Genomic DNA, 26,618 nt, shown 5'->3' with positions numbered 1-26,618 from the left:
AGCAGCGCAATCCGCCAGAAGCGGGCTGCGCTGCGATTCCGCTCTGCTCTTAGGAGGCAATTGCCCTGGGAGCCTCGACCTGTTTCATCAGATCGTCGTCCCAGCTTCCTTCAACCATGAAATGCGCGGTCGCGCCGAGCTCGACTGCCTCGATCAGGTTGTGATTGACGTAGGCGTAGACGCCCGGCTGCAGGAAGGTGTAGAGCGCGGCACCCGCCGACCCGCCGCGGATAAACCAGGTTTCCATGTCCCTGGCAGGCGGGTTGGCGAACTTGCCGCCTTCCCAGACAAAGTCGCCATAACCGCCGATCAGGTGCGGACGTGTGTCGCGGTTGGCTTGCGAGTGGACGATGAGAACAGTTTCGCCGACCTTCGCCTTCATGGCGTTTTCGCCTGTCAGCGATCCCGCCTTGCCGTTGAACACGACATGTGTCGGTATGAGGCCGCGCATGACCTTCATCGTCTCGTCGTAACCATCACCGGCCGAATCGTACTTCTTGAACTTTCCCTGCTCGTCGCGTGGGATGTAGAAATCGTTTTCACCGATATAGTAGATGCGATCATAGCGGACCGGCTTGCCCTTATCGTCCATCAGTCCGTCGCGCGGCAGGACCATTACCGCTCCGCTCATTCCCGACACAACGTGCCAGGGTATCATCGCTCCGCCGGGCGCGCAGTGATAGACGAAGGTTCCCGTCCGCGTCGCCTTGAAGCGTAAAGTGACCTGCTCGCCCGGGTTGATCAGCGTCAGTTCGCCGCCGCCGAGCGCGCCGGTTGCCGCATGGAAGTCGATGTTGTGGGCGAGACTGTTGGTATCGGGGTTGACCAGCGTGAGCTCGAGGTAATCGCCCTCGTGCACGACCATGAGAGGCCCCGGAATGGAGCCGTTATAGGTCATGGCGTTGAGCTGCGTGCCGTCGGCGTCGATGACCATCGGCTTCTCTTCGATGGTCATGGTGAACTCGACGACCTTTGGGCCGCCCTTGGCAGCCTGATCGTGAGCGTGCACCAAGGGCGGCGCGACCAGCGTCACCTTTTCGCGAGGCAGTCCGGCCACATCCTGTGCCTTGGCCGCTGCCATGGCCGGCACTGCTCCGGCAGCTGCGACGGCGGTCGCAGCAAGAACAGAACCCAACAAAGCTTCGCGTCTCGTAAGCATCTCAGTCTCCCTTTCGTTTCGACCTTTCGATGCCAGCAAGATAGCAGTTGGGACGAGGACTTCTTTGCGCTGGCGCAAATCTGATGGTTTTGTGGAAACTGCTTTGAGAAACTTCCTAATGCGAGACTCTCACGGACAGCGGGATTGTTTCGGCAGACCGGCGTAAAGCGCGGCCGGCACAAAAAAGGCCGGACAGATCTCTCCTCGGGATCTGCCCGGCCTATGCCTCCGGCCCGCCATTGCCGAAGGCAATCTCTGAAGAATCAAGTCAGTTGGAAGCGACTTTGCTCGCTTCAGCGAACAGTTCAGCAAAAACTGTCTTGGCTTTGCCAACCTGCTTGACGGCCTCCGCCGCCGAAAGGTTCACCGGCTTGCCGACTACAACCAGCGCTACCATCCCCATACCGTAGTGGGGGGCACATTTCACGCCGTAGACGCCTTCCTGGGTGAGGGTCACGGTTACTTCGTCATTCGGCTTGCCTTTAAAGGGCTGGGCGCCGTCCGGAATCATGTCCTTGATGCTTTCCGCATTGTGGGATTTGTCGGTCGGAACGAATTTGATCGTGTCGCCGGGTGCGGCGCGGACAAAAGCAGGCTGGAAGACCATTGAGCCCTTCTCACCCTTATTCAGCATCTGGACGACATGTTCTTCGGCATTTGCGGTGCCAGCGATGGAGAGCAACGCGATCGCCGCAGCGATAAGGGGCAGTTTCATTGGAGAGTCCTTTCTTTCGTTCACCACGGCTTCAACCGCTGCATCCTTCTAGTTCGTCAGGTGTCCTGGTGATTTGCGCTGGCTCAAATTGCTCGACGAAAAATCGCCGCACGCCATTCAAGAAGCACTCTTCCGGCGCGCGTTGAGGCGCGGTCGCACGAGCATGCCTCCAAACTGGACGGTGTAGCCGACGAAAGCGGCCACCCAGAGCGCTGCCGAGATATGAAGGAATACTGCGTAGGATGGCACAACACCTGCGATGATGCGCAGGATGGCAGCAAGAACGATGGCCATGAAAATCGCGCATGTCCCCCGGCTTGCCCGCAATTCGCGTCCAGTGTGGCCAAAGGTGGCGCGGGTCATGACTGCAAGCGTCATGCCGGCGACCGCTCCAACCGCCAACGCAGGAATGCCGGCAATCTCAGGTATCGTCTCGGGAACGAAAACGGCCAGTCCGGCAAGCAATAGCCCGATCGGCACAAAGGCGAACGCGACGTGCAGGATCAGAAGCAGAGGGTCGGACAGCGTCCGGTAACCCGCCCAGCGGGCCATCCTAACGGCATTTGCCAGCGCTCCGGCAACCAGCAAAAAGCCGGTTGCAATGCTATTGGGAAAAAATGTCCAGGCGACCAGCCCGACAGCGGACAGCGCGATCGTTCCGACATCGAATCCGCCGAATGGTGTGGGAACCCGACCGGGGTTCTCGCGGACCAGCCAATTGCGGGTGAAACTGGGGATTATGCGCCCGCCGATGATCATGATGAGGAGCGCAACGGCTCCAAGACCCAGGCGGCGGCTGATGTCGGAGATGCCCTGATAGTGCGCTTCGGCATGAAACATGACGTTTGCGGCAAAAAGGATGGCGACCGGTAGGAGCACCTTGAGATTCCGCCAATTTCGCCCGGCAACGATTTCGGTCGCGGCCGCGGCTACCACCGCCAAAAGAAAGGAGCAGTCTATGACGGCGCCCGGCAGCCACCCGAGCTCCGCCGAAAAGGACACGGCGATCCTGCCCGCGATCCAGAGCAGCACGAGCACCAGCAGACGAAGATCCTGAACGGGAAGTCGTCCCGTCCAGTTCGGAATTGCAGTCAGCAGGAAGCCCGTCACGACGGCAGACAAGTAGCCGAAGAGCAATTCGTGAATGTGCCAATCAACAGGCGCAAACGCGCTGAAGGTTTCGAGCTGGCCGTAGTAGAGGGGCAACCAAAAAAGCATCGCGGTAGCGGCTTCCAGCGAGCCCAGCAGGAAGAAGGGCCGAAACCCGTAGGAGAAGATTGCCGGATATGTGCTTGGCCGCGTACGCTGAATTGCCATGATGTGCCTCTTTGAAAATCAGGCGGCGAGCCTGTCCGGCTTGTCTATCGAGGCCTGAAGGATGGAATTTGCGGCAGCGCAAACAAGAGAGCGAATTGCCGTCTCCGGCGACAGAAGGCTCCACTTGTCGATGGGCCGTCGTCCATGACAAAAGTCTGGTCAGGAGCCTGAGCGCGTTGCATTGTTGAAAGCTGGGAGAACGGCAGTTGGCAAGCCTTGATCGATCGCTGATTGCCGGACTGTCTGTGTTCGAGGGGATCGCCGCCGCTGACCTGGATCGCATTGTCGGACAGGCGAGATCCATGCGGATCGCCAGGGACCAACCGGTTTTCGAGCAGGAGCAAGAGGCTCATTCCTTCTTCCTGCTGCTCGACGGTCATGTGCGCGTGGTGAAATCGACCCCGGACGGGCATGAAGTCACCGTGCGATATATCAGCCCGGGCGAATTGATGGGGATCGCCAGCGCGTTGGGCCGGACGACCTACCCGGCAAATGCCATCGCGGCCGTCGATTGTGTTGTGCTTGCCTGGCCAAGCCAGCTCTGGCCCACATTCGCGACGAGCTTTCCAAGTTTCAGCGCCAGTACCTACAAAACGGTGGGAACAAGATTGCAGGATGCCCACACGCGCGTCATCGAAATGTCAACCGAGCAGGTGGAGCAGCGCGTCGCGCATGCGTTGCTCAAGCTGATCAAGCAGTCGGGGAAAAAGACCGATGAAGGGCTGATGATCGATTTCCCGCTTTCACGCCAGGATATCGCGGAAATGACTGGCACCACGCTTCACACGGTAAGCCGGCTGCTCTCGGCCTGGGAAGATCAGGGCCTGGTCAAGAGCGGCCGTCAGAGGGTCATCGTGATCGAGCCGCATCGGCTCCTCGTCATCGCCGAGGGTCGTGCGGCAAGGAGCTAATGCGCGCGTCGCGCTGAAGCGGATTGAGCGAGGCGCTTAGGTTCTGTTTTTATGCAGGTCGTTCTCGCAAGACGGCCGCACACTTTTGTGCGACATGCTCAGTCCACTCGCCGGGCGTCGATGGCCACCTCCAGATCGCGGCGGAGCTGGTCCTCGTCAAGCTCATGTTCACGTGCCGCATCGGAAACCGTGTGAAAAGAAGCAATTGGGCAGCCGACGCACAGCATGCCATGTTGAAGAACGACGCGGATTGCCGCAGGCGTCTCGCGCATGATCCCGTCCATCGTCGCATCGTCGTCCAGTTTCCGTTTCATGCCGCTTCTCCACCTCGGAGGCGGCATGTTGCATCCAATTCCCGGGATGCTCGTTGCGCTGAGACAAAGAGCGCGCAGTTCGATGTTGTCCCCTTCACATTCGAGCAGTGCAGATCGTGGAGCGTGTCAGGAACCGCTTCTCGCGTCCGTTGTCGAGCGAGAACATGCCGCCGCGGCCAGGCACCACATCGATAATGAGATCGGTATGCTTCCAGGCCTCGAATTGCGGTGCCCCGATATAGAACGGCATCTCGGCGATATAACCGAGCAGCACATCCTGCTCGCTGACGATGAACCCGTCGCGCGGGTAGCACATGGGCGACGAGCCGTCGCAGCAGCCGCCGGATTGATGGAACAGCACCGGACCATGCTCGGCAACGATTTCGGCGACAAGCTCGAGGGCAGCCGGCGTTGCAGTGACCTTCGCTTGCATGGGCTTTCCCCACCCTTCACTCATAGGCGCGGCTCTCTAAAGCCGCGCCTATGAACCAGATAGGCGATCAGAAGAAGCCGAGCTTCTTCGGGCTATAGCTGACCAGCATGTTCTTGGTCTGCTGGTAGTGGTCGAGCATCATCTTGTGCGTCTCACGGCCGATGCCGGACTGCTTGTAGCCACCGAAAGCGGCGTGTGCCGGATAGGCGTGGTAGCAGTTGGTCCAGACGCGGCCGGCCTGGATCGCGCGGCCGAAGCGGTAGGCACGATTGCCATCGCGTGTCCAGATGCCGGCGCCGAGACCGTAGAGCGTGTCGTTTGCAATGCCGAGCGCGTCGTCATCGTCCTTGAAGGTCGTGACCGAAACCACCGGTCCGAAGATCTCTTCCTGGAAAATGCGCATCTTGTTGTTGCCCTTGAACACCGTCGGCTTGACGTAGTAGCCACCCGCCAGATCACCAGGAAGGTGGTTTTGCTCGCCGCCGGTCAGCACTTCCGCTCCTTCCTGCCGGCCGATGTCGAAGTAAGACAGGATCTTCTCCAGTTGCTCGCTCGATGCCTGCGCGCCGATCATCGTTGCCGGATCGAGCGGGTCTCCCTGCACGATCGCCTCGACGCGCTTGAGGGCACGTTCCATGAAGGTGTCGTAGATCGATTCATGGATGAGCGCGCGGCTCGGGCACGTGCAGACCTCGCCCTGATTCAGCGCGAACATGACGAAACCCTCGATCGCCTTGTCGAAGAAGTCGTCGTCTTCGGCGACGACGTCCTTGAAGAAGATGTTGGGCGACTTGCCGCCGAGTTCCAGCGTGACAGGGATCAGATTCTGGCTGGCATACTGCATGATCAGCCGGCCCGTCGTGGTTTCGCCGGTAAAGGCGATCTTGGCAATGCGCGGCGAGGAGGCGAGGGGCTTGCCGGCTTCGAGGCCAAAACCGTTGACGATGTTGAGCACGCCTGGCGGCAAAAGATCGCCGACAAGATCGGCCCAGAGCAAGATGGCAGCCGGCGTCTGCTCGGCCGGCTTCAGCACCACGCAGTTTCCGGCCGCAAGCGCGGGAGCAAGCTTCCAACACGCCATCAGGAGCGGGAAGTTCCACGGGATGATCTGGCCAACAACGCCGAGCGGCTCATGGAAATGATAGGCGACTGTATCGTCGTCGATCTGGGAAAGGCTGCCTTCCTGGCCACGCAACGCGCCAGCGAAATAGCGAAAATGGTCGATGGCCAGAGGCAGATCGGCGGCGGTCGTTTCGCGGATCGGCTTGCCGTTGTCCCAGGTTTCGGCGCGGGCAAGGAGATCGAGATTTTCTTCCATGCGGTCGGCGATGCGGTTGAGGATGAGCGACCGCTCGGCCACGCTGGTGCGCGCCCAGGAGTCCTTCGCAGCATGTGCCGCGTCCAGGGCTGCCTCGATGTCGTGGGCATCCGAACGCGCCACTTCGCATAGCAGCTGGCCGTTCACCGGCGAGCGGTTCTCGAAGTAGCGGCCGGAGCATGGCTCGGTCCATTTGCCGCGGATGAAGTTGCCGTAACGTTTGTCGAAGGGCGCCTTGATCGAGCGTGAGAATTCAACCTTGTTCATGTGTCTTCCTCCCAAAGCGCGTCGCGGGATGCGACGCTTCGGAAGATAGGTTTGCGATTTCCGTCGCTTTTGTCACCGCGTCGAATGCAGCGGGCGGCCGCGAGGTGTCGCAGAATTGCGACAGTCGTGAGTGGTTTCGAAGGATCAATGAGGCCTGTGAACATCCAGGCGGTTGAGCTTGCGGTGCAGCGTGGCACGGCTGATGCCAAGCGCCTGGGCAGCGGCCGAGACATTTCCGTCCGCCCGCGCCAGCGCCCGCTGCAGGACGCTGCGCTCCGCCTCGGCGAGGACTTCAGGACGGTTCTCCGCCCAACCGAGCAGATCGCGCGCAGGCATCGGCTTGTCGAGACATTGTTGCGTAAGTCCAAGCGCCAGGCGAGCCGAACGGGTGGCGCCGACAACGAGGTCGTCGGCGTCGACGGCGATCAGCGCTCCGGAACCTTTGTCGCCGACAGGCGCCAGCAGAATTCGCGCCTTGGGGAACGCAATCTTGAAATTCTCCGCTTCGATCCGGCGCGCCGCGTCGACCACGGCCACCGAAATCAGATTGGCGAAGGCTTCCGTCAGATCGGCTCGACAGGAAGACACGTCAAGCGCAGCCACAAGATCACCCAGGTGATCGTAAATCGGCGCGGTGGTGCAGCTCAAACCTGTGTTGCGCGTGTGGAAATGCTGATCGCGATGGATGGTCAGCACCCGCTGTTCGACCAGACAAGTGCCGATCCCGTTGGTGCCTTGGCTCTCTTCGTTCCAGACAGAACCGGTCCACAAACCCCAGGAATGAAAAGTCTCGTCATCCGCCGGAGCGCCACGCCGTTCGACCGGCACGCCCTCGCGGTCAGCCAGGAGCACGCAGCATCCTACGCCACCCACAGCAAGATAGAGCCGGTCGAGACTGGGCTGGGCAGCCCGGATGAGCGGTTCGACCCGTTGGCGAGCGCGTCCCAGTTCCAGCTCCGTCAGGTAACGAGCCGGGCTGCGGTCGGCTGGATCGAGCCGATGCAAATTGGAAGATCGTCGCCAGGAGGCGACCAGCGCGGACGTTGCCGCCGCGTCCGAGGCGATCGCGGCCTGAATTCTGTCCGCATGCTGACCGGTCAAATCCTCGTCCTCCCAGAGTTTGCCCCGCCTCTCGACTTTCTCAACCGGTCCGGTTGAGGGCTGCGCCGTCTGGATGCAATTTCTGATGCAATCAGCGCCCCAGTCAATCCGACAGAAGGAGCAGGCAAACGCGAGATGGGTGTTTATTGGCCTGCGAGGCCGCTGCATGGCCGGGCGTTATCGAGACGGTTTCAACCGGACCGGCCGGGAAGTAGTCGACACCCAGAGTTCGCAACTCGCTTTCATTGTCGTCCAGAGTAATGCGCGGGGGCGACTGGCCGCATGGCATCATTCCCCCATCGCAAGCAGCGTATCCCACTTGAGGATTTCGACGCTGCGCAGGCTGAGCAGCCGGATCACGCCTTTCTCCTTCAGGCGGGTGAAGACGCGCGAGACGGTTTCGATCGTGAGGCCGAGATAGTCGCCGATATCGACCCGCGACATCGGCAATTCGACCTGCCTGAGCCCGCCTTGGCGCTCCGACATCTCGACCAGGAATGCAGCAACGCGCTCGATTGCGTTCTGGCGGCCGAGCACGAGAAGGTGCTCTTGCGCGCGGGTAAGGCTCTTGAGAGCCAGGGGCAGGAGCTGGCGGGACATGTCGGTTCCCGCAGAGGCGTGAAAAACCCGCACGCCGGTTGCGTTGATCGCTTCGGCGAAGAAGTGGTGCGTGGCGTCGGCTTCGAAGCCGAAAGTCTCTCCTGCCAGATGGAATGCGCTGATCTGTCTGCGGCCGTCGGCGAGCAGACGATAAACACGGACCGCACCGAATTCGACGTGGTAGAGAGCCCCCGCCTTTTCGCCTTGAGCGTAAATCTCGCTGCCTGCCGGGAAGAAGCTGACCGGCTGCATTGTTGCGCCCTCAAAGACGGGTGCCGGGCTCTGATGGGGAACATATGACGAGAGTTCGATCTTGGCGGAAGCTTGAGCGTACATGGCTGTGGTCCCGTGAATTTGTGACAACAGCAATCGCGCAGATCCGGCCACGCCGAAATTCGGTTTTGTCCCTACGGGAAACTACTTAGAACTGAGTTCGAAGCACCCGTCGATCCAGGCAGTCGATGCCCTACCGACTTCTCTGGGAAGAAAGAGAATTGGTGGCAGTGCCAATCTTACTCGCCGTGACGCGGTGACTCAGGTGCGCACGCGCACAAAGGTCTATACGCTTGAGCAGGCCAACAAGGCGCTGGACGATTTGCGGATGGGCAGGTTGAACGGCGCCGCTGTCCTGCGGCCATGATCGGCCGGCTGACTAGGCCGCGCGTTCGCCAAGCCGTTGCATATGCTTGAGCCAGCTCGCCCGTTTCGCTTCGCTGGCGTTCGCGACCATGCCGAACAAGGTCTCGCGCACCGGCCTTATACCGACGAAGTTGAGGATGCCGCGCCGCATGCCGGCAATCCCGTGGCTCAGGAACCAGATCCGATAGATCGGCGTGGGCATGCCCATCGTCACGACCAGGCGCGCGGAGCGGCCGCGCAGCAAGGATTTTGCGAAACCCTCACCCATTTCCGGGTAGGCGAATGCCGTGCCCGGCCGCATGATTTGCTCCAGGAATGCCTTGAGCATGGCCGGCATGGTGCCCAGCCAAAGCGGGAAGACAAAGACGACATGCTCTGCCCACGCGACCGCCTCCGCCGGTTCCTTAAGGTTGTCTGGGATGGTTCCGTGCTCGAACTCCTGCATTGTCCGAAGCATCGGAAACGCCAGCAAGGCCAGGTCGATCTTGCGCACGGCATGGCCGGCCCCTTCCGCGCCTTCGGCATATGCCGAAGCCAAGGCCCGGCAGAGCCGGTCAGGCGACGGGTCCGGATGGCCGATGACAATGAGTATGCGGCGTGGCATGGCCTGGCCAGCTTCCCAGAGAATCCCTATGGTTGCTCGACGCGAGCGACCTGATAGGTGTGCATGGCTCCGTTACGGTTTATGGAAACATACTCACCGGTAACGAAGCGCTCCTCTCCGAAGTGAAAGCCGACCTCGTCGTCGCGGTCGCCCTCGGCGTAGTCGAAATACCATTGGCCACTCGGCTTGCGACGCAAGCGGCCGACAAGATCGTCTTCGCCGGTCCGGAAGCGGCGGACACGGCAGACCGTCCGGTGCGACTTCCATTCCTCTGCGTCCAGCCGTCCTTCGTCGGTGAGTGGCGCTAGCACGTCGTAGCCTTCTTCGCGGTCGCCTTCCGGATGACCCTTCTCGCGAGCGAGAAGCAGGCGGATGTTTTTGAATTTCGGGGTGAGGTCGTGCAAAGTGGTCATGGCAAACTCCTTCGAGGTCATTCCTACCGCAGCGGCCGGAGGCGACCTTGATCAGGGTCAAACGGGTCCCGGTTCGACGGGAGGCTCAGTTTTTGGCAGTCGGCATATTCCCGCGAGCCCAGCTGACGATCTGGCTGGTGCTCATCGCTCCCGAGACGCGCCCGATTTCCTTCTGGTGATGAAACAGGATCATGGTGGGGATGCCGCGAATGCCCAGCCGCGCAGCGAGGGCTTGTTCTTTGTCGGAATTCAGCTTGACCAGCCGAAAGTGGGGTTCGAGTGCCTTGGCGGCGGCTTCATAGGCCGGGGCCATCATCTTGCAGGGACCGCACCATGGAGCCCAGACGTCGACGAGGACAGGCAGGCTGCCGCGTCCGATCTGACGATCGAAGTTCACCGCGTCGATATCCTGTGGGGATCCCGAAAACAGTCTGGCGCCACACTTGCCGCATTGGCCGTCGGCGCCATTTCGGTTGGGCGGCAGGCGGTTGACCACGCCGCATTTGGTGCAAACCACCAGATTCTGCTGCGTCATGACCCCCCAATTCTCCAGTCTCGATCGTGTTCGAAGCGCCCGTCGCCAAGGGCACGCAGTGCATTGAGGATGACGGCGACGTCTATGCCCTCCTGAAGCAGCGCTCCCGCCACTGGCGTTATGTGCCCCATGGCGGCAGAGATCATTGCCGCGCCCGAGAGTGACAGGCCGACGATAATGCTCTGCAGGGCGATTCTGCGCGTACGTCTGGCGATCCGCAACGCTTCCGCGACAGGCCGCAGTCGGTCGGTCAGTACTACAACATCGGCCGCCTCCGATGAAGCTGTTCCGCCGCGAGCGCCCATCGCGATGCCCACGGTGGCAGCGGCAAGGGCAGGGGCATCGTTGATGCCATCGCCGACCATCATCGTCGGCGCCGTCGCCTTCTCGGCCTTGACAGTCTCGACTTTGGCTGACGGTATCGCATCGGCAATCACAGCATCAAGACCGAGCAAATCTGATACTCTCTGAGCCGCTGTGCCGTCGTCTCCGGTCAGCATGACTATGCGGCTTACGCCAGCCGAGCGCAAAGCCCCGAGGGTGTCGCGTGCATCATTTCGTATCTGATCTCCGAAAGTGAAAATAGCGGCGAGCCTTCCTCCGAAAGCCAGAAACACCCTGAGCAGCTGCGCATTGCGGTGTCGTGCTTCACCACCTTCGGCCCAGTGAGGGAGCGGCCTGTCACCAAGGACGAGCGACCTCGACCCTGCCGCGACCGAAACCCCGTCTACCTCACCGCTCAGGCCCTCTCCTCTATATTCGCGGATATCATGAGGCTGGGACAGCGCCAGGTTTCTATGGCGAGCGATGCGGACAATCGAATCCGCAAGCACATGATGCGAAGCCTGTTCAAGCGAGGCCAGCAGCCGCAGCGATTCACCGACTTCCTGGCCCGGGGCGACATCGATCTCGATCAGCTCGGCGCCGCCGAGGGTCAGGGTCCCCGTCTTGTCGAAGATCGCGGTGCGTATCCCGGCGAGTGCCTCCAGCGCCATGCCGCCTTTCATCAGAATGCCGGCGCGTGCCGCGCGTGAAACGCCACCGATGAATGCAACAGGCGCGGCGAGGATCAGCGGACAAGGTGTTGCGACCACCAGGACGGCCAGTGCTCGGACCGGGTCACCCGAAAGATACCAGCTGTACCGGCGACCAGGAGCGTGAGAGGAAGGAGCAGCAGGGCGAACCTGTCCGCCATACGTATGAACGGCGCCTTGGCCGTTTGCGCGGCCGCGACCATGCGCACGATCGCGGCGTAAGTGCTGTTGTCGGCAATAGCCGAGGCCCGCATGACAAAGGCCTCACCGGCATTGACCGTGCCGCTGCGCAATGCGTCGCCGCTGCCGCGACGCTCCGGCAGGGGCTCGCCGGTGACCGTCGATTCATCCAACACGGCCGAAGCGTCGATCAGGATTCCGTCAACCGGCAGCAACTCGCCGGCACGCACCAGAAGCTCGTCGCCGACCGCCACTTGCTCGATAGGAACCGTCTCGGTGCCCTGTGCGGATTTACGATGCGCGATGCGCGGCGCCCTATCGGTCAGCGCCCTGAGATTGCGTTCGGCCCTGCCGCGCGCAAAGTCTTCCAGCACCGTGCCGCCGGCATACATGATGGCGACAACCACCGCCGCCAGAGCTTGCCCCAAGAGCAGCGCCGCCGACATCGAAACCAGTGCGATCGCGTCGACGCCGATGCGGCCGATCCAGAAATCTCGCAAGATGGAGATGGCGAGTATGACAACGACCGGCAGGGTTGCCGCTGTCCAGATTGTGTCGGGCGAGAGGGGACCAGTACCGCTCCGCCACACGCCCAACCCAAGTGCCAGACCCGTTATGGCGATGAGCAGCAGTGCGTGCCGTAGTGCGGATTCGTCCATGCCGTCAGCCGTCAAAGTTTGCTGATCAATTCCTGCAGCAACAACCGGACATCCTTTGCTGTTGCGGCAAGTGCCGGATTTTCGATGGCACCCATCGCCGCTGCCGGATCGACTGCGGCAATCTCGACTTTGCCTGGCGAGATCTCGGTGACAATCACGTTGCAAGGCAGCATTGCGCCGATCTTGTCCTCGGCCTGCAGCGCCCGCCATGCGAAATTCGGATTGCAGGCGCCGAGGATCATGTAGGGCTTGAAGTCGACGCCCAGTTTGACCTTCATCGTATGCTGGACATCGATCCGCGTCAGGATGCCGAAGCCCTTGCCGGCAAGCCTTTTGGTGACATGTTCGATGGCCGCGGCGAACGCCATGTCGAGGCTTTTGCTGAAATAGTAACTCATCGGATTCTCCTTCGACGGATGACCTTCGCCAGATGAGCAGCCTGGCGGCAGCGTCGCTTTAGCTAGCCGCAAGGGGCGGGTGACGCTTTGATCCAGCGCAATGAATGCATGGCGCCTTCAGTGAATGTGGCGGCAAGGAGTTTTCCTGGGATGACGATCCGAAATCTCGAATACGCAGTCTCACCAAAATCCGTCGCTGTGGTCGGCGCGACCGGGCGCGCTGGTTCGGTCGGTCGCGTCGTCTTTGACAACATTGTCGAAGGCGGTTTCGAGGGAGAGATTTGGCCGGTCAATCCAAGACATTCGCAGGTGACCGGCCACCGTTGCTACGGCAGGGTTGCCGACCTGCCGGGCATTCCCGATCTGGCAGTGATCGTTACCCCTCCCGACACCGTCCCCGGTATCGTGCGCGAGCTGGGTGAGAAGGGAACACGAGTGGCCGTCGTCATCACGGCGGGGCTCAATCAAGGGAACGGACTGCGCCAGGCAATGCTGGATGCCGCCCGACCCTCGTTCATGCGCATCATCGGCCCGAACACCGTTGGGCTGATGGTCCCTCCGGCGAAGCTCAACGCAAGTTTTGCCCACATGGCGGCTCGACCGGGGAACATTGCGCTGATCTCGCAGTCCGGCGCGATCGCTACATCGCTGATTGACTGGGCGGCCGAGAACAATGTCGGCTTTTCCCGGATCATCTCGCTTGGCGACATGGCGGACGTGGACGTCGGCGACTGCCTCGACATGCTGGCGGGCGATTTCCACACGCGAGCCATTGTTATGTATCTCGAAACGATACCCAATCCGCGCAAGTTCATGTCGGCCGCCCGGGCGGCGGCGCGCCTCAAGCCGGTCATCGCAATCAAGCCTGGCCGGCACGAACAGGCTGCCAGGGCGGCGGCGACACACACAGGCGCGCTTTCGGGCGCGGAGAGGATTGTGGACGCCGCCTTGCGCAGGGCAGGGGTGCTGCGCATCAATGATCTCGCCGAGCTGCTCGACGCGGCCGAGACGATCGCGCGCCACGCTCCGCTCGAGCGGGCACGCGTCGGCATCGTCACCAACGGCGGCGGCGCCGGCGTTCTTGCCGTCGACAAGCTCGTCGATCGTGGCGGCGAGCTGGCTGAACTTGCGCCTTCGACGCTCACACGGCTCGATCATGTGCTGCCGCCAACCTGGTCGCATGCGAACCCGATCGACATCGTGGGGGACGCGGCGCCGGAGCGCTACGGGATGGCGCTCGAAGCCTTGGCGGCGGATCCGGGGACGGACGTCATCCTGGTGATGAACTGTCCCACTGGGCTCGGTTCTTCGGCAAACGCGGCCAGGAAGGTGGCCGAGCTTGGCGACGAGGGCGAGATCGGAGGAAAGCCGCTCCTTGCGTGCTGGCTTGGCGAACATACCGCGCGAGAGGGCAGGCGCGTCCTGACGGAAGCCGGTATCGCCTGCTTCGAGACGCCAGAGGACGCCGCGGTCGCGGCGTCCTATCTCAGCGAATGGTCGCAGGCTCAGCGGGCGCTCCTGCGGACGCCCTCGAGCCAGGGTGATGACCGGGTCGACGGCAAGGCCGCCGCGCATGCGATTTTCCGGCAGGTGGCCAGCGAAGGGCGGCGCATGCTGACAGAGCCGGAAGCAAAAGCGGCGATCGCCGCCTACGGGATTCCGGTGCCGCGAACCATTGTCGCCGGGTCCGTCGCGGAAGTGACGCAGGCGGCTGGCGAGCTTCTCGAAAGCTCGGAGAGAGTGGTCGTCAAATTGCTGTCGAAGGTGGTCTCACACAAGTCGGACGTTGGTGGCGTGGTTCTCGACATTGCCACTCCAGAGAAGGCCGCGGAGGCCGCGCGGTCGATCGAGACACGCTTGCGCGCAAAGGCGGCGGGGTCGAAGCCGGACGGCTACACCGTGCAAGCAATGGTCGCGCGCAAGCATGCGCAGGAACTCATTTTGGGCATGAGCGTGGACCCGATGTTCGGGCCGGTCATCCTGTTCGGGGCCGGCGGCACAGCTGTCGAGGTTGTGAACGACACCGCGATCGCTCTGCCGCCGCTTGACGACGTGTTGGCGGCGGACGCGATCGATGCGACCAGGATAGGCCGCCTGCTTGCCGGCTATCGCGATCGCAGGCCAGCCGATCGAGCCGCGATTATCGCCGCGCTGAACGGCCTGTCGCAAATGATCGTCGACTTTCCGTGCCTGGTGTCCCTCGACATCAACCCGCTGCTGGCAGACGCAGAGGGTGTGATTGCGCTCGACGCCCGCATCGAAATCGACCCGCGCCGGCTGGATGAAGCGGCGCCGAATCCGGCTCTTGTGATAAGACCCTATCCGTCGGGATGGAGCCGCGATTTTCACTCCGACGGCCTCTCCTTCCACATCCGACCGATCATGCCGGCGGACGTAGCGCTCTATCCCGCGTTCCTGGCCAAGATTTCGCCCGATGACCTGCGGTTACGGTTCCTGTCACTCCGGAAAAACTTTCCGGATCAGATGCTGAAGCGGCTCACCCAGCTGGATTACGATCGCGATATCGCCTTCGTCGCGCTGGAAAAGGACACCGGAGCGCTGGCCGGAATCGGTCGGCTTTCCTGCGACCCCGATCACAGGACCGGCGAATATGCCTTGCTGGTGCGGTCGGATCTGCAGGGCCATGGCCTGGGATGGGACTTGCTGAAACAGCTCATCGCCTATGCCAGGGCGGAAGGCATCGCCCGCATCGAGGGCACAGTCCTCAATGAAAATAGCAAGATGCTCAAAATGTGCCGGGAGTTCGGCTTCTCGGTTGCACATCACGCCGACGAGCCGGGCCTGTCCCTAGCGACGCTGGAGGTCGGCTAGGCGGCAGTGTCTATTTCATCCTGTCTTTCTGAGGCTGTCTGCCGTTGAAGCCGTGCCTTCGATCAACGCCACCATCTCGGCTGTGATTTCGGCCACCTTGCGGTCCGCCTCGATCTTGCGCCACGTCGATGCACCGGCATCACGCTGCAATTGCCGCGACAGGATGTCGACCGTGGCATCCGACGGGCCGCCCTTGCGCTCGCTGACCCGGCGCCAAAGCACGGACGGATCGGCCGCCAGCCAAAATCCCGCAAACGGAGCATTCGCCTCGCTCGCGGCGCGCTCGATCCTGTCGCGATCCGCCGGTTTGTCGAATACGGCGTCGGCGACCACGGTGCCTCCTTCTGCCAGGATCAACTCCGAACGCCAGGCGATCTGGCGATAGACCCGTTCCGACACGCCGGGCCGATAGGCCTTGTCTGGCAGCTTCGTTTCGGCGGGCACGCCATGCATGGCCTTGCGGATGCGGTCGCTCTCCACGATCCGGGCGCCAGGCGGCGCGCCGATCCGCGGTGCAAGCGCTTCGGCGATCGTCGTCTTGCCTGAGCCGCTCAGACCGCCGATCGCGACGAGCCGGGGCGGTGTTTCGGCAAGCAGGTCGTGCGCCAGTTGGAAATAGGAGCGCGCTTCGGCGACCAGCTTCGTCGAGTCCTGGCTGCCCTCCTCGACCTGCGTCGCGGTCACGTGAGCGCGCACCGCCGCCCGCACCGCCATCAAGAACGGCAGCAGGATGAAGCCATCCTCGTCGTCGGCCTCGTCGAGGTAGCGATTCATCACCAGATTGGCGAACTCCGGAAAACCGCGATGCCACAGGTCCATCAGCAGGAATGCGAGATCGTAGAGGACATCGACGGTGGCGATCTGATCGTTGAACTCGATGCAATCGAACAGGCGAGGCTCGCCGTCGAAGACGCAGATGTTGCGCAGATGCAGGTCGCCATGGCAGCGGCGGACCCGGCCCGCCGCCTCACGCCGGTCAAGCAGGCCGGCATGGCGGGCGAGGGCGGCGCGAAACGCCGCGTTGAGCGCTTCAATCTCCGTTTCATCGAACACGTGGCTTGTCGCAAATCCGGCCGAATTGATTTCAAGCACGCCGCCTATGTTCGCCGATCCGCCGGCGGCATGGATCACGTCGACGCCGCGGTGGTATTGCGCAATCATGCGTGCCACGCCCGTCATCAACGCGGGGGTCAACGTCCCGGCAGTGCCCATGCGATCGAGGAAGTTCGACTGATCGAAGCGAACCATCTCGATAACGGCGTCGACCAGTTCGCCCGATCCATCCAGGGCAAGCCTATCTCCTTGGCGCGTGATGCGGTGGACACCGAGATAGAGACCGGGAGCCGTGCTGGAGTTCAACTCCACTTCCTTTTCGCACGCGGTGACCCGCAACGCCGGCGTCGAGAAATCGACATAGGGCAGGTTCACCGCGCGCTTCATCTTGAATGCGCGTTGGCCGACAAGGAATATCCGGGAGATGTGGGTTTCGATCGTCTCGACCGGACCTGTCTCGCCATAAGTTGCGGGGTCTTTCAGCATGTCGACCACGGCGTCTTGGTTCAGAACGATCATCGCATGTCGCCTTGACTTTGGTTGCCTTATCCTTCGGCTCGCCAGCTCCACATGTCGTGCTAGCGCTGGAGCGTCATGACGTAACCGGCGAGGTTTTGAATGCGTTCCGTGGTGACGGCCTCCCCACCGTAGGGGCCGTATTTCTTCACGTCGTCGGGTAGGAATTGATTGCCCCAGATCGGCATGTCGCGCTCGCCATGCTCGGGCACGAGGCCGCGGCCGTCGATCGTCGCGTAGACCCGCCAGTAGGGGAACTCCCCGCCGTTGCGCTTCGCGAGCGTGGTCAAATCCGCAGGGCGCTTGCGCAATACGTCGGCCATCGGTCCGTCACCCCTGCCGTCCGCGCCGTGGCAGACGGCGCAGGAGTTCAGATATTCCTGCTCTCCATTGCTCATCTGCTGTGCCGCCGCAGCGGTCAGCGTCAACGCGAAGAAACCCATCGTCATCCCGAGTCTCATTTGATCCGCCTCCAGCATTTGGGTCAGGCTAAGGCGTTCCGCGCGCACAGACGTTGATCGGGATCAATCTCGAGACGGCATCACTTTGATCTAGCGCAAGGAACGCTTCCGAACACTTGGCTACGGCTATGTCCTCCATGAACTTCTCGAACAAGGAGTCGCCGCTATGCCATTCAAGACATTGCTCACGGTTACAGGGGCCGATCAGGGAGACGACGATCTGAAGCTTGCCACGGGCCTGTGCGAAGAAATCAATGCCCATCTCTCGGTGCTTGTTCTGGTGATCGCGGCGCCCCCCTCTGGCGGAGCATATGCCGAGGTGGTTTCGCCGGCTTGGCTCGCGGAGCGGGAAGCCGAAATGGAAATGCTGGAGAAGCGGAATTCGGCCGTTTCCAAATTGCTGTCGGGGAGCCCAGTATCGACGGATCTGAGCGACGACTACCCGGACCATGCCTGGGCAGATGAGGTCATTGGCCGGCGCGCGCGTTACGCCGATCTAACTGTCCTTGGGCCAGATTTGCTAACGAGCCAAACGCTCAAGGACAAAGTCATCGAGGGCGCGCTATTTTCGTCCGGGCGGCCACTTCTGCTTGTCCCCAAAGGGGCGACTGCGACGTTGAAGCCGAAACGCGTCCTCGTCGCATGGGACGCCAGCTTGGAAGCGTCGCGCGCCGTGCGCGAGTCGCTCGATCTCCTTTCAGGTGCCGATGAGGTGCGGGTCGTCATGGTTGACCCCATCGAGGACGAACGGCATCACGGCGCGGAGCCCGGCGCGGACGTGGCGACTTATCTCTCCCGTCATGGAGTGAAGGTAACTGTGGACCGACTGCCGAGTTCAAATCACTCGATCGCCGATGTTCTGCGCCAACATGCCGTCGACACTGGCGCCGAGCTCATGGTCATCGGGGCCTACGGCCATTCCCGGCTGCGCGAGAGGATTTTCGGCGGCGTGACCAGATCGATGATCGAGGACCCGGGGCTGCCGATCATCATGACTCATTGAAAGCTATGTCCAGCGAGAGGCGAATTCGAATCCTCATGTTTCGCTGTCCGAGTGACCTATATGTTGTCTCGGCATCGGCGGAGGAGCTATCTGGAACATATCGGCGCTCGCGCGATTGCGAGAGCCACGACCTCAAGGGAATCTCTGATGCATCGCTATTCGCAGATCACGATCGCAATTCATTGGCTGACGGCGGTGCTCGTGGTGGTCGCGTGGTTCACGGCCGTAGGGGGCCGACACGCGCGGACCGATCCCTCCTACGTTCACTTTACAGTAGGGCTTGCCGTGTTGCTGTTGGTCATTCCTCGTCTACTGGCCCGATGGCTGGGCGCCGCGCCCTGGGTCGAAGATCCGCAGAAACAATGGCTCGACCTCGCGGCGCGTGTCGGACACAGCCTCCTTTACCTTCTCCTCATTGCGCTGCCGCTGAGCGGTTGGTACGCCGCTTCTCGGCTCGGCGTTCCGGTCTCCTTTCTTGGTTTCGATCTGCCGAGCCTGGCGGCGTCAGTGCAGGGCGCTCCAGGAGAGATCGCCGATTTGCACGAGACTGGCGGAACGCTGATCCTTTGGCTCGCGGGCCTGCACGCGCTGATCGCGCTCTGGCATCAATTCATTTTGAAAGACGGGACGCTCGAGCGTATGAATCCCATGGCGCCGTCCGATTTGACGGGAGATCATCGATAACTCGCGATCGCCTAATCTCTTTCATCGCATTTTGGTTCGCCATCACTAGGAGGCAGTTGCAGGCCGTGGCGAACCCGCTCTTGGGGGCGACTTAAGGAAGCAGGGTGGCAAGGTGAATCGACATCACGTGAGGATGCCATTATATAGCGCCGGCCTCGGGCACCGCAGGCAGGTAATTTGTGATACAATTTGTGCTACCTATTGTGATACAAATGAGCTGCCACAATAGAAAAAACTGAACGAAAACAATATCATCGGCAGCATAGCGATCCCAGCCAACGGTACCATCGATTCCTGGCGGTCACGTCGCGCTTCCGGCCGCCGCGTCCCAATCCTCTATTGGGTGACGAAGCATCGCCGGGCGACGAAGGGCAGCTCAGGCTGAGCAGCCCGCGCACCTCGCAGAAGGCCAGGCGCCTCTCATAGCCGGTCTGATGGCCGACGGCCTCGTTCTGCGCCATCGTGAAAAGACCTGCACGACACTGACTGCGAGCAGTGTCAGGGCCGTGTTCCGAAGCGCCTGTTCGGCAGCCGTCCCGCCGCCCGCAACCATCACGCCCTGCGCCTGGTCGATGGCGCGCCGCAACGAATGTGGAATGAGAAGCTGCAGCGTCGCGGCAACGAAAGTCGAGGCGATGGTCATCGCCACCTGCCAAGTATGGCGCAGCGTCATGCCCAGATGCGCAGCAGGGGTGCCGAGACCTTTCCCCGAAGGCTGTCCGCCACCTGCCTGACGCGGCGGAAAGAAGCAGGCACGACGATCAGAGTCGACATTGTATGGGGATATCACTATATAGCGGCGGCTTTCGGTTTCTCGCACCTTGGCTGCGCCTGCGAGATCGCCGTAAATGCGTGGTGTTGTGACGGAAATCGGTCTGAAAAACCGGAAGAAAGCAAGTAAAAACAACAGAGCGGATCTTTGACGGTCCTGGCCAAAGCATCATCCTCAACAATCTGAACGTGTCCCTCGAACCTTTCCAGTCCTTCGGCTGCGCGGACCCTGGGCAAGACATCTTGTCCCATGGGCAAGGCATCTTGTCCCATTGGCAAGACGTCTTGCCGGCAGGGGCCGACTCGGCTCGAATGGGCCTGCGTCCCGTGGCGGGACGCGAGCGTTCATGACTACCAACCGGCATTGCCGCTAGGGAAAAGCAGTATGAGTGAACATGCGATCGAGTTCTTGCGCGGATGGATTGGCGAAAAGGTCCAATGCCAGCATTCGCCGGTGAAGATCGACGAGCAGGCCGAAACTCTCGCCAAGGAGTGCTGCGCCAAGGCCGCCGAGGAAGGCATCCTTCTGGAAGACATCCAGGAAGAGGTCGGCGACATCCAGGAACTGATCGCTTCGCGCCTTGAGGAAGTCGCCGAGGAGAGCGAGCAACAGACGACGTCGGACAAGCCGTCCGAATAAGATACCGTGCGCGCGGTTTGTCTGACCTCAGCCGGGCGTCCGGCTTAGCCGAAATTGTCCTTCAGCCACGCCTTTGGCAGCGCCGGCACGAAATTGCCGTCGCGCCCGGTCATGTCCTCATTGGCGACGAGCGCGTTGAGGATCGCCTCCTCCACCCCTTGCACCACAGCATCGAAGAACGGGTCGATATCGACATCCGGAATGAACTCCGCGCGGGCGACGCGGCCTGAAGCCGCCAGCGCGGCCTCGGGATTGGCGGTCGAGAAGGCAAGAAAGATATCGCCCGAACTGTGGTAGCCGTAGCCGCCGGTCAGGGCGATGCCGAGCGGCACGCGCCTGGCGAGGCGCTTCATCTGGTGCGGCAGGAATGGCGCATCGGTGGCGACGGCGGCGATGATCGAGCCCTTTTCGGCGCGCGGCGTGCCTTCGCGGATCGCCGGCTCGGCGAGTTCCGGCCCGACATGCCGGCCGCGAATGGTGAAGTTGCGCCGCTTGCCGAAATTCGCCTGCACGAACACGCCGAGCGTGTAGCTTCTGTCCTGCCATTCGACGATTCGCGAGGCGGTGCCTGACCCGGCCTTGAAGCCGAACGAGATCATGCCGGTGCCGCCGCCGACGCTGCCTTCCTCAATCGCGCCGTCCTTCGCGCCGTCGAGCGCCGAGGCGACATGCTCGAAGCTCACATGGTGGCCGTTGATGTCGTTGAGGAAGCCGTCATAGGTCTCCGCCGCCACCGGCAGGCCCCAGGCGCTGTCGAGCGCCGCCGGCAGCATCCGGCTCATCCAGCGTAGCGCTCCGTCGCGGGTAAGGCCGCAGGAATGGGTGTTGGTGATGGTAACCGGCAGGTTGAAGGCGCCGGTCTCCTCGATGATATGCGTGCCGGTCAGCTCGCCATTGCCGTTCTGGCTGAACACGCCGGCAAACACCGGCGTCGCCAGTTCGCCCACAGGTCTCGGCAGGATCGCAGTCACGCCGGTGCGCACCGGTCCTATCCCGACTTGCAGCGGGCCCCCGCCGGCAATCAGCGTCGTATAGCCGACCGCGACGCCCGGCACGTCGGTGATGGCGTTGAAGCGGCCGGGCGTGCCGTCCAGTGCGATGTTGAACGAGCGCAGGCGCGGCTTGCCCGACGGCGTGCGCAGATGCGGGTCGCTCCTGCTCATTTCAGAACAACGAGCCCTGGTTGCCCGGCTCCTTGGCCTTGCCCGAGGGCTTGGCGGCCAACTTCGGCCGCGCGCCGCCGCTGGTGGCGATGGCCTCTGCATTGCCGTCGGCGAACTCCAGCTGCAGCGCCGCACCCGGCGCCAGCTCCGCGACGCGCTTGACGACGGTCCCATCGGCGTTCTTGACCAGCGCGAAGCCGCGCGCCAGCACGGCCTTGTGCGACAGCGTGGTGAGCAGCCGGTCGGCCTGGGTAAGAGCGGCACGCAGGCGGTCAAGCCGCCGCGCCATCGCCTGCTCTTGGCGGCGGGTCAGTCCGGCCAGCGTGTCGGCCTGCAGCTTCTGGCGCCTGACGACCGGCGCCGGCGACAGCCTTGCCGAGTTGCGCTGAAAGCGCGCCCGGCTTTGCCGCACAATTGCGAAGAACGCGGCCCGCGCGCGAGCGATGTCGCGGCCTGTCAGCCTGCGCGTCTCATTGAGGCGGCGCGACAAGGTGGCCGGCGTCAGCCGCTGCCGTTCCAGCCTTGCGCGCTTGCGTTCGATGCTCACCGTCAGCCCGCGGCCGAGCCGGCTCGTCGCCTCGTCGAAGCGCCTGCGCGGCAACGCCAGCAGCTGGTCGGGTGAGGGGAGCGCCCGCGCCGCGGCGCGCACCGCCTGGCGCTTGCGATCCAGGTGCCGCGAGGTGCAGGCACTAAGCCGCGCGCCGAGATTTGCCAGTGTCGCTTCGAGCTCCGCCTTGACCGGCACTGCCATCTCGGCGGCGCCAGTCGGCGTCGGCGCCCGCATATCGGCGACGAAATCGACCAACGTCCAATCGGTCTCGTGTCCGACGGCCGAGATGATCGGAATGCGCGAGGCGGCGACGGCGCGCGCCAGCCCTTCGTCGTTGAAACCCCAAAGGTCCTCGAGGCTGCCGCCGCCGCGCGCCACGATCAGGAGATCGGGCTGGCGGATTGCGCCGTCCCAGGTCAGTGCGTTGAAGCCGTTGACGGCTGCGGTCACTTCCTTTGCGGTCGTGTCGCCCTGGACCCGGACCGGCCACACCAGCACAGTGAGCGGAAAACGGTCCTTGATGCGATGGATGATGTCGCGGATCACCGAGCCCGTGGGCGAGGTGATGACGCCGATGACGCGCGGCATGAATGGTAAGCGCCGCTTGCGGCCGGCATCGAACAGGCCTTCGGCCTGCAGCCGCCGCTTGCGCTCTTCCAGCAGCGCCATCAGCGCGCCGGCGCCGGCCGGCTCCAGATTGTCGATGACGATCTGGTAGTTGGATTTTCCGGGATAGGTCGTCAGCCTGCCGCTGGCGATCACTTCCATCCCTTCCTCGGGGCGGAATTTCAGCCGCGCCATCGTGGTCTTCCAGACCACGGCCTCGATCCGCGCACGGTCGTCCTTCAGCGCGAAATAGGCGTGTCCGGAGGAATGCGGGCCGCGGTAGCCGGAAATCTCGCCGCGCACCCGCACATTGCCGAAAGCATCCTCGACCGTGCGCTTCAACGCGCCGGAAATCTCGCTCACCGTATATTCGGTGGCATTGCTGCGTGATTCGGTTGCTGCTTCGCTCATGCTCTGATTGGGGAACGCTTATCGGGCGGCGTCAAGGCAGAGCTGAAATCTCGCTAATATTATAACGCGATCTTAAGCCCGATTTGCTTTGACTGGCGGTAGCAAGAGCCAGCCGGAAACACATGAGCGCAACCGCCAACACCAGACCTTTGACGCATCAAGTGACGCTGACCGTGCTGACGTTGGCGGTCTTCGCGCTGGCCATGGTCGTCGGCTTCGGTTTCTACGCGGCGGCCCAGGCTGACAACGCCTCGCTCGAACGGCAGAAGATATTCATCGACGAGGGTTTGAAGGACCAGATTGCGTCTGTTCAGCGTGAACAGGAAAGCGTTGCGGTCTGGGACGACGCGGTCGCCAATGTCAGGGCCGGCAATTGGACCTGGATCGAGGAGAACCTCAGCGTCTGGATGTATACCTATTACGGTCACAACCGGGCCTACATTCTCGATGCCGCCAATCGTCCGGTCCATGCCATGCAGGAAGGTAAGGTGGTCGATGCGTCCGCCTATGGCGATGACGAGCCTGCCTTGCAGCCATCCATAGAGAAGCTGCGCCGCATGTTGGCTGAGCCACAGAAGGCGGACGCTTCCGGCCAGCCGGCCAAGATGGTAGCGGAGGACCTTGTGTCGCTCCAGGGAAAACCGGCGATCCTGAGCGTCATGGCGCTGGTGCCGAGTACGGACCGGGTCACGCAGGCGCCCGGCACCGAATATCTGCACGTTTCGGTGGAGTTCATCAACGACGCGGTCATCGGCAAGATCGCCAAAAAATATCTGCTCGACGGCGCGCGTCTCGTGCCGCTGTCGCAATCGGTCGGAGCCGCTGCGGTGCCTCTGGTCGATTCCCGCGGTATCATCCTCGGTTATGTCGGCTGGGACCAGGAACGGCCAGGTCTCACGCTGGTGCGCAAGATGGCCCCGGCGCTGGCCTTGGCGCTGCTTGTCGCGGCCGGCGTTCTCGCGTTTCTGCTGCGCAGGCTCCGCCGCGCCTCGTCCGCGCTGCAGACAAGCCAGGACGAGGCGCAATATCTCGCATTCCACGACACGCTCACCGGCCTACCCAACCGGGCTTTGTTCGAGGACCGCTTGCGTCGGGCCCTGCTCAGGGCCAGCCAGGATATGGCGGTTCACGAGATGGGAAGGGTGGCGCTGCTTTATCTCGATCTCGACCGCTTCAAGCACATCAATGACACGCTCGGCCATCCGGCGGGCGATGAGCTTGTGCGTCAGACAGCGGCCAGGCTCCAGCACACCGTTCGCGAGGTGGACACCGTGGCGCGGCTGGGCGGCGACGAGTTCGCGCTGATCCTCGTCGACATCCGCGATATCCGTGCCGCCGAGGATATCGCCGAGCGGCTGCTGCAGAAGTTGCAGGAACCGTTCAAGCTCATGGAAGATCAGGTCTTCGTCAGCGCCTCGATCGGCATCGCGCTATCGGACGGCGGCGAAACGGATGCCGACGATCTGCTGCGCAAGGCCGACATCGCGCTTTACGAAGCCAAGAAGAACGGCCGGGGCCGGCACCAGGTCTTCGCCGGCGACATGGACGACCTGCTCTTGCGCAAGCGCACAGTCGAGACCGAGCTTCGCAAGGCTCTCGACGGCGGCTCCGGCATCAGGCTCGCCTACCAGCCGGTGTTCGCGGCGAACGGCAAGACGATCCTCGGCGCGGAGGCGCTGATCCGCTGGGGGCATGACGTGCATGGCGCATTGCCGGCGGCGCAATTCATCGCCATCGCCGAAGAGCGCGGCATGATCGGCCAACTCGGCGCGTGGGTGCTGCAGGAGGCCTGCCGCTTCGCCGTGCGAACCGACCTGCCGTGGCTCGCCGTTAACGTATCGCCGCTGCAGTTGCGCGACGCCGGCTTTCCCGAACAGGTCGCGTCGATCCTTGCCGACACTGGGCTGGCGCCGCAGCGCCTGCAGTTCGAGATCACCGAAAGCGTGCTTCTGGACAACAGCGATACTTCGAGGGCGGCTCTGACCACCTTGCGGCAGTTGGGCGTCGGCATCGTTCTGGACGATTTCGGGACCGGCTATTCATCGCTCAGTTACTTGCGTCGCCACGCCATCGATAAGCTCAAGATAGACCGCTCCTTCGTGCGGCTTCTCGATGGCGACGGCAACTCGGCCGCGATCGTCAAGGCCCTGATCGATCTTGCCATGGCGCTCGGGGTCGACGTCACCGCCGAGGGCGTGGAGACCGAGGCGCAGAAGATGCTGCTGGTCGCAATGGGCTGCCGGCAACTCCAGGGCTATTTCTTGTCGCCGCCGCTTGAGCCGGTCCAACTGCTCGGCCTTTCTGGCCTAGCTTCGCCGGACGAGATTCAGCCCGCCGCCGCTCGCGCCTGAACCCCTACCATCCAGGCAGGATCTGGTTTGCCTTGGTCCGCTTCATCTTGGCGAAGGCGAGTGCCGCGAAGTCGAAGCTTCCCGTCTCTTCGCTGACCGGCACGGAAATATTGTCCAGGCTTTCCGCGATATGGCGGGCCAGAGCATCGACGATCTCCGGCTGCGAGGTCTGGCCGCGCATGATGCCGATGCGGCAATCCGGCAGCGCGTCGAACCCGTCGGCCTCGCCGAGCACGCGCATGCCGGGCCTGAGCGCGCATTCCGGCAGCACCGAGATGGCGAGGCCGGAAAGCACGGCGGCGGTGATCACGGTCGCCGAGAAGCTGGAGAAGAGCACGCGGTATTCGCGGTTCTGCCGGTCGAGCACGTCGACCGCCGCGCGCCGCCAGATGCAGTTCGGCCGGCCGAACGCCATCGGCAGGATTTCCTGCTCATGCGTGGCATGATTGGCCGAGGTGACCCATAGAAGCGGCTCGCGCCGCACCACCTCCGACTGGCCGCGTGTGTCGTTGTGCGTCACCAGCGCGAGGTCGAGATTGCCGCGCTTGATGTGCTCGACCAGGCCCGGCGTCGGCTCGCAGATGACGGTGAGTTCCACACGCGGGTTGGAGCGCGAGAAGCGCGCCATGATCTCGGGCAGGAAGCGGTCCGCATAGTCATCCGGCGTGCCGATCCGTATCGTGCCTTCGAGCCGCTGGTCGTCGAAGGCCGCCAAAGTCTCGCGGTTGAGGTAGATCAGCCGCCTTGCATAGGAAAGCAGCCTGTCGCCTTCCTCGGTCAGCTTGTTGGTGCGACCATCCTTTTCGAACAGCGGCTTGCCGATCCGCTCCTCAAGACGGCGCATCTGCATCGACACCGCAGACTGTGTCCGGTGCACCTCCTCGGCAGCCCGCGTGAAGCTGCCGGTGTCGGCAATCGAGATGAAGGTCTGCAACTGATCGAGATCGAGCGGCGCTTTCATCGGTCCAATCCATCATTCG

General features: G+C 62.6%; 23 protein-coding genes and 2 pseudogenes. 6 read left to right on the top strand and 19 right to left on the bottom strand.

Going from position 1 to position 26,618, the window contains the following annotated elements; translation table 11 throughout:
* Positions 1 to 49: 49 nt before the first annotated feature.
* From nirK to EOD29_RS10010, 3 genes are all read right to left on the bottom strand, one after another.
* The gene (nirK, locus tag EOD29_RS10020) at positions 50 to 1,159 is read right to left on the bottom strand and encodes a copper-containing nitrite reductase (protein WP_127246591.1); all 1,110 of its coding nucleotides are present in this window, start codon (positions 1,157 to 1,159) and stop codon (positions 50 to 52) included.
* A gap of 268 nt (positions 1,160 to 1,427) precedes the next feature.
* The gene (locus EOD29_RS10015) at positions 1,428 to 1,874 is read right to left on the bottom strand and encodes a pseudoazurin (RefSeq protein ID WP_127246590.1); all 447 of its coding nucleotides are present in this window, start codon (positions 1,872 to 1,874) and stop codon (positions 1,428 to 1,430) included.
* A gap of 117 nt (positions 1,875 to 1,991) precedes the next feature.
* On the bottom strand, positions 1,992 to 3,191 hold the full coding sequence (locus tag EOD29_RS10010; protein ID WP_127246589.1) for an NnrS family protein: 1,200 nt from the start codon (positions 3,189 to 3,191) through the stop codon (positions 1,992 to 1,994).
* Between the two features lie 206 nt (positions 3,192 to 3,397).
* On the opposite strand from EOD29_RS10010, the gene EOD29_RS10005 reads away from it, so the two are divergent.
* Positions 3,398 to 4,102 (top strand): Crp/Fnr family transcriptional regulator, encoded by a 705-nt coding sequence (locus EOD29_RS10005; RefSeq protein ID WP_127239755.1) that lies wholly within the window; start codon positions 3,398 to 3,400, stop codon positions 4,100 to 4,102.
* Positions 4,103 to 4,200: 98 nt separating this feature from the next.
* Here the strand turns inward: EOD29_RS10005 and EOD29_RS10000 are convergent, their stop codons facing one another.
* The 10 genes and pseudogenes from EOD29_RS10000 to EOD29_RS09950 form a co-directional block, all read right to left on the bottom strand.
* Positions 4,201 to 4,416 (bottom strand): DUF1858 domain-containing protein, encoded by a 216-nt coding sequence (locus EOD29_RS10000; protein WP_127239756.1) that lies wholly within the window; start codon positions 4,414 to 4,416, stop codon positions 4,201 to 4,203.
* Between the two features lie 94 nt (positions 4,417 to 4,510).
* On the bottom strand, positions 4,511 to 4,849 hold the full coding sequence (locus tag EOD29_RS09995; RefSeq protein ID WP_127239757.1) for a DUF779 domain-containing protein: 339 nt from the start codon (positions 4,847 to 4,849) through the stop codon (positions 4,511 to 4,513).
* 67 nt (positions 4,850 to 4,916) lie between these two features.
* A complete protein-coding gene (gene adh, locus EOD29_RS09990; protein ID WP_127246588.1) occupies positions 4,917 to 6,434 on the bottom strand; it encodes an aldehyde dehydrogenase in 1,518 nt (505 codons plus the stop codon).
* 144 nt (positions 6,435 to 6,578) lie between these two features.
* A complete protein-coding gene (locus tag EOD29_RS09985) occupies positions 6,579 to 7,535 on the bottom strand; it encodes a helix-turn-helix domain-containing protein (protein WP_127246587.1) in 957 nt (318 codons plus the stop codon).
* A gap of 288 nt (positions 7,536 to 7,823) precedes the next feature.
* Positions 7,824 to 8,471: a helix-turn-helix domain-containing protein gene (locus EOD29_RS09980; RefSeq protein ID WP_127246638.1), complete on the bottom strand. Its 648-nt coding sequence runs from the start codon at positions 8,469 to 8,471 to the stop codon at positions 7,824 to 7,826.
* Positions 8,472 to 8,787: 316 nt separating this feature from the next.
* On the bottom strand, positions 8,788 to 9,378 hold the full coding sequence (locus EOD29_RS09970) for an NAD(P)H-dependent oxidoreductase (RefSeq protein WP_127246586.1): 591 nt from the start codon (positions 9,376 to 9,378) through the stop codon (positions 8,788 to 8,790).
* A 26-nt stretch (positions 9,379 to 9,404) separates the two neighbouring features.
* Positions 9,405 to 9,791, bottom strand: coding sequence for a hypothetical protein (locus EOD29_RS09965; RefSeq protein ID WP_127246585.1), 387 nt, complete (start codon positions 9,789 to 9,791; stop codon positions 9,405 to 9,407).
* Positions 9,792 to 9,876: 85 nt separating this feature from the next.
* Complete coding sequence (gene trxC / locus EOD29_RS09960) at positions 9,877 to 10,326, bottom strand: thioredoxin TrxC (RefSeq protein WP_127246584.1); 450 nt, start codon at positions 10,324 to 10,326, stop codon at positions 9,877 to 9,879.
* Positions 10,323 to 12,199: pseudogene (locus tag EOD29_RS09955) on the bottom strand (heavy metal translocating P-type ATPase). The gene trxC and the pseudogene EOD29_RS09955 overlap by 4 nt, the downstream one beginning before the upstream one ends.
* Positions 12,200 to 12,210: 11 nt before the next feature.
* Entirely contained in the window at positions 12,211 to 12,597 is a 387-nt protein-coding gene (locus tag EOD29_RS09950; protein WP_127246583.1) for a DUF302 domain-containing protein, read from the bottom strand.
* 150 nt (positions 12,598 to 12,747) lie between these two features.
* Between EOD29_RS09950 and EOD29_RS09945 the strand changes: the two genes are divergently transcribed.
* A complete protein-coding gene (locus tag EOD29_RS09945) occupies positions 12,748 to 15,429 on the top strand; it encodes a bifunctional acetate--CoA ligase family protein/GNAT family N-acetyltransferase (protein ID WP_127246582.1) in 2,682 nt (893 codons plus the stop codon).
* Positions 15,430 to 15,444: 15 nt separating this feature from the next.
* Here EOD29_RS09945 and EOD29_RS09940 read toward each other — a convergent pair whose 3' ends face one another.
* A complete protein-coding gene (locus EOD29_RS09940; protein WP_127246581.1) occupies positions 15,445 to 17,001 on the bottom strand; it encodes a bifunctional aminoglycoside phosphotransferase/ATP-binding protein in 1,557 nt (518 codons plus the stop codon).
* A gap of 59 nt (positions 17,002 to 17,060) precedes the next feature.
* Positions 17,061 to 17,441 carry a c-type cytochrome gene (locus tag EOD29_RS09935; protein ID WP_127246637.1) on the bottom strand — a complete coding sequence of 127 codons (381 nt, stop codon included), beginning with the start codon at positions 17,439 to 17,441 and terminating at the stop codon, positions 17,061 to 17,063.
* A gap of 184 nt (positions 17,442 to 17,625) precedes the next feature.
* On the opposite strand from EOD29_RS09935, the gene EOD29_RS09930 reads away from it, so the two are divergent.
* Complete coding sequence (locus EOD29_RS09930; protein WP_127246580.1) at positions 17,626 to 18,462, top strand: universal stress protein; 837 nt, start codon at positions 17,626 to 17,628, stop codon at positions 18,460 to 18,462.
* 147 nt (positions 18,463 to 18,609) lie between these two features.
* Positions 18,610 to 19,146 carry a cytochrome b/b6 domain-containing protein gene (locus EOD29_RS09925; protein ID WP_127246579.1) on the top strand — a complete coding sequence of 179 codons (537 nt, stop codon included), beginning with the start codon at positions 18,610 to 18,612 and terminating at the stop codon, positions 19,144 to 19,146.
* 398 nt (positions 19,147 to 19,544) lie between these two features.
* On the opposite strand, the pseudogene EOD29_RS37075 reads toward EOD29_RS09925, so the two are convergent.
* Positions 19,545 to 19,819 (bottom strand): annotated as a pseudogene (locus EOD29_RS37075) (ABC transporter ATP-binding protein); the annotation flags it as partial.
* 483 nt (positions 19,820 to 20,302) lie between these two features.
* Here EOD29_RS37075 and EOD29_RS09915 point away from each other — a divergent pair.
* Positions 20,303 to 20,557, top strand: a complete 255-nt coding sequence (locus EOD29_RS09915) for a DUF768 domain-containing protein (RefSeq protein WP_067327302.1) — start codon at positions 20,303 to 20,305, stop codon at positions 20,555 to 20,557.
* 44 nt (positions 20,558 to 20,601) lie between these two features.
* Here EOD29_RS09915 and EOD29_RS09910 read toward each other — a convergent pair whose 3' ends face one another.
* Both EOD29_RS09910 and xseA read right to left on the bottom strand, forming a co-directional pair.
* Positions 20,602 to 21,720, bottom strand: coding sequence for a P1 family peptidase (locus EOD29_RS09910; protein ID WP_127246578.1), 1,119 nt, complete (start codon positions 21,718 to 21,720; stop codon positions 20,602 to 20,604).
* Between the two features lies 1 nt (position 21,721).
* Positions 21,722 to 23,287 carry an exodeoxyribonuclease VII large subunit gene (gene xseA / locus EOD29_RS09905; RefSeq protein WP_127246577.1) on the bottom strand — a complete coding sequence of 522 codons (1,566 nt, stop codon included), beginning with the start codon at positions 23,285 to 23,287 and terminating at the stop codon, positions 21,722 to 21,724.
* A gap of 122 nt (positions 23,288 to 23,409) precedes the next feature.
* Here xseA and EOD29_RS09900 point away from each other — a divergent pair, with 122 nt between their 5' ends.
* On the top strand, positions 23,410 to 25,638 hold the full coding sequence (locus EOD29_RS09900) for an EAL domain-containing protein (protein ID WP_127246576.1): 2,229 nt from the start codon (positions 23,410 to 23,412) through the stop codon (positions 25,636 to 25,638).
* Positions 25,639 to 25,642: 4 nt separating this feature from the next.
* Here EOD29_RS09900 and EOD29_RS09895 read toward each other — a convergent pair whose 3' ends face one another.
* Positions 25,643 to 26,599, bottom strand: a complete 957-nt coding sequence (locus tag EOD29_RS09895) for a LysR substrate-binding domain-containing protein (RefSeq protein ID WP_066989268.1) — start codon at positions 26,597 to 26,599, stop codon at positions 25,643 to 25,645.
* Positions 26,600 to 26,618: the final 19 nt, after the last annotated feature.

It is taken from the genome of Mesorhizobium sp. M1A.T.Ca.IN.004.03.1.1 (genome assembly GCF_003997555.1).
Taxonomy (GTDB): Bacteria; Pseudomonadota; Alphaproteobacteria; order Rhizobiales; family Rhizobiaceae; genus Mesorhizobium.
The sequence above is the reverse complement of the archived record's forward strand: the minus strand, read 5'-3'. Positions and strand labels throughout refer to the sequence as shown.

Excerpts from the sequence above, each read along its gene's own strand:
- EOD29_RS09940 (WP_127246581.1), bottom strand. The coding sequence starts at position 17,001 with ATGATCGTTCTGAACCAAGACGCCGTGGTCGACATGCTGAAAGACCCC.
- trxC (WP_127246584.1), bottom strand. The coding sequence starts at position 10,326 with ATGACGCAGCAGAATCTGGTGGTTTGCACCAAATGCGGCGTGGTCAAC.
- EOD29_RS09915 (WP_067327302.1), top strand. The coding sequence starts at position 20,303 with ATGAGTGAACATGCGATCGAGTTCTTGCGCGGATGGATTGGCGAAAAG.
- EOD29_RS09945 (WP_127246582.1), top strand. The coding sequence starts at position 12,748 with ATGACGATCCGAAATCTCGAATACGCAGTCTCACCAAAATCCGTCGCT.
- xseA (WP_127246577.1), bottom strand. The coding sequence starts at position 23,287 with ATGAGCGAAGCAGCAACCGAATCACGCAGCAATGCCACCGAATATACG.
- EOD29_RS09950 (WP_127246583.1), bottom strand. The coding sequence starts at position 12,597 with ATGAGTTACTATTTCAGCAAAAGCCTCGACATGGCGTTCGCCGCGGCC.
- EOD29_RS09970 (WP_127246586.1), bottom strand. The coding sequence starts at position 9,378 with ATGCCACGCCGCATACTCATTGTCATCGGCCATCCGGACCCGTCGCCT.
- EOD29_RS09900 (WP_127246576.1), top strand. The coding sequence starts at position 23,410 with ATGAGCGCAACCGCCAACACCAGACCTTTGACGCATCAAGTGACGCTG.
- EOD29_RS10000 (WP_127239756.1), bottom strand. The coding sequence starts at position 4,416 with ATGAAACGGAAACTGGACGACGATGCGACGATGGACGGGATCATGCGC.
- nirK (WP_127246591.1), bottom strand. The coding sequence starts at position 1,159 with ATGCTTACGAGACGCGAAGCTTTGTTGGGTTCTGTTCTTGCTGCGACC.
- EOD29_RS09910 (WP_127246578.1), bottom strand. The coding sequence starts at position 21,720 with ATGAGCAGGAGCGACCCGCATCTGCGCACGCCGTCGGGCAAGCCGCGC.
- adh (WP_127246588.1), bottom strand. The coding sequence starts at position 6,434 with ATGAACAAGGTTGAATTCTCACGCTCGATCAAGGCGCCCTTCGACAAA.
- EOD29_RS10015 (WP_127246590.1), bottom strand. The coding sequence starts at position 1,874 with ATGAAACTGCCCCTTATCGCTGCGGCGATCGCGTTGCTCTCCATCGCT.
- EOD29_RS09930 (WP_127246580.1), top strand. The coding sequence starts at position 17,626 with ATGCCATTCAAGACATTGCTCACGGTTACAGGGGCCGATCAGGGAGAC.
- EOD29_RS09995 (WP_127239757.1), bottom strand. The coding sequence starts at position 4,849 with ATGCAAGCGAAGGTCACTGCAACGCCGGCTGCCCTCGAGCTTGTCGCC.
- EOD29_RS09980 (WP_127246638.1), bottom strand. The coding sequence starts at position 8,471 with ATGTACGCTCAAGCTTCCGCCAAGATCGAACTCTCGTCATATGTTCCC.
- EOD29_RS10010 (WP_127246589.1), bottom strand. The coding sequence starts at position 3,191 with ATGGCAATTCAGCGTACGCGGCCAAGCACATATCCGGCAATCTTCTCC.
- EOD29_RS09925 (WP_127246579.1), top strand. The coding sequence starts at position 18,610 with ATGCATCGCTATTCGCAGATCACGATCGCAATTCATTGGCTGACGGCG.
- EOD29_RS09965 (WP_127246585.1), bottom strand. The coding sequence starts at position 9,791 with ATGACCACTTTGCACGACCTCACCCCGAAATTCAAAAACATCCGCCTG.
- EOD29_RS09895 (WP_066989268.1), bottom strand. The coding sequence starts at position 26,599 with ATGAAAGCGCCGCTCGATCTCGATCAGTTGCAGACCTTCATCTCGATT.
- EOD29_RS09935 (WP_127246637.1), bottom strand. The coding sequence starts at position 17,441 with ATGGGTTTCTTCGCGTTGACGCTGACCGCTGCGGCGGCACAGCAGATG.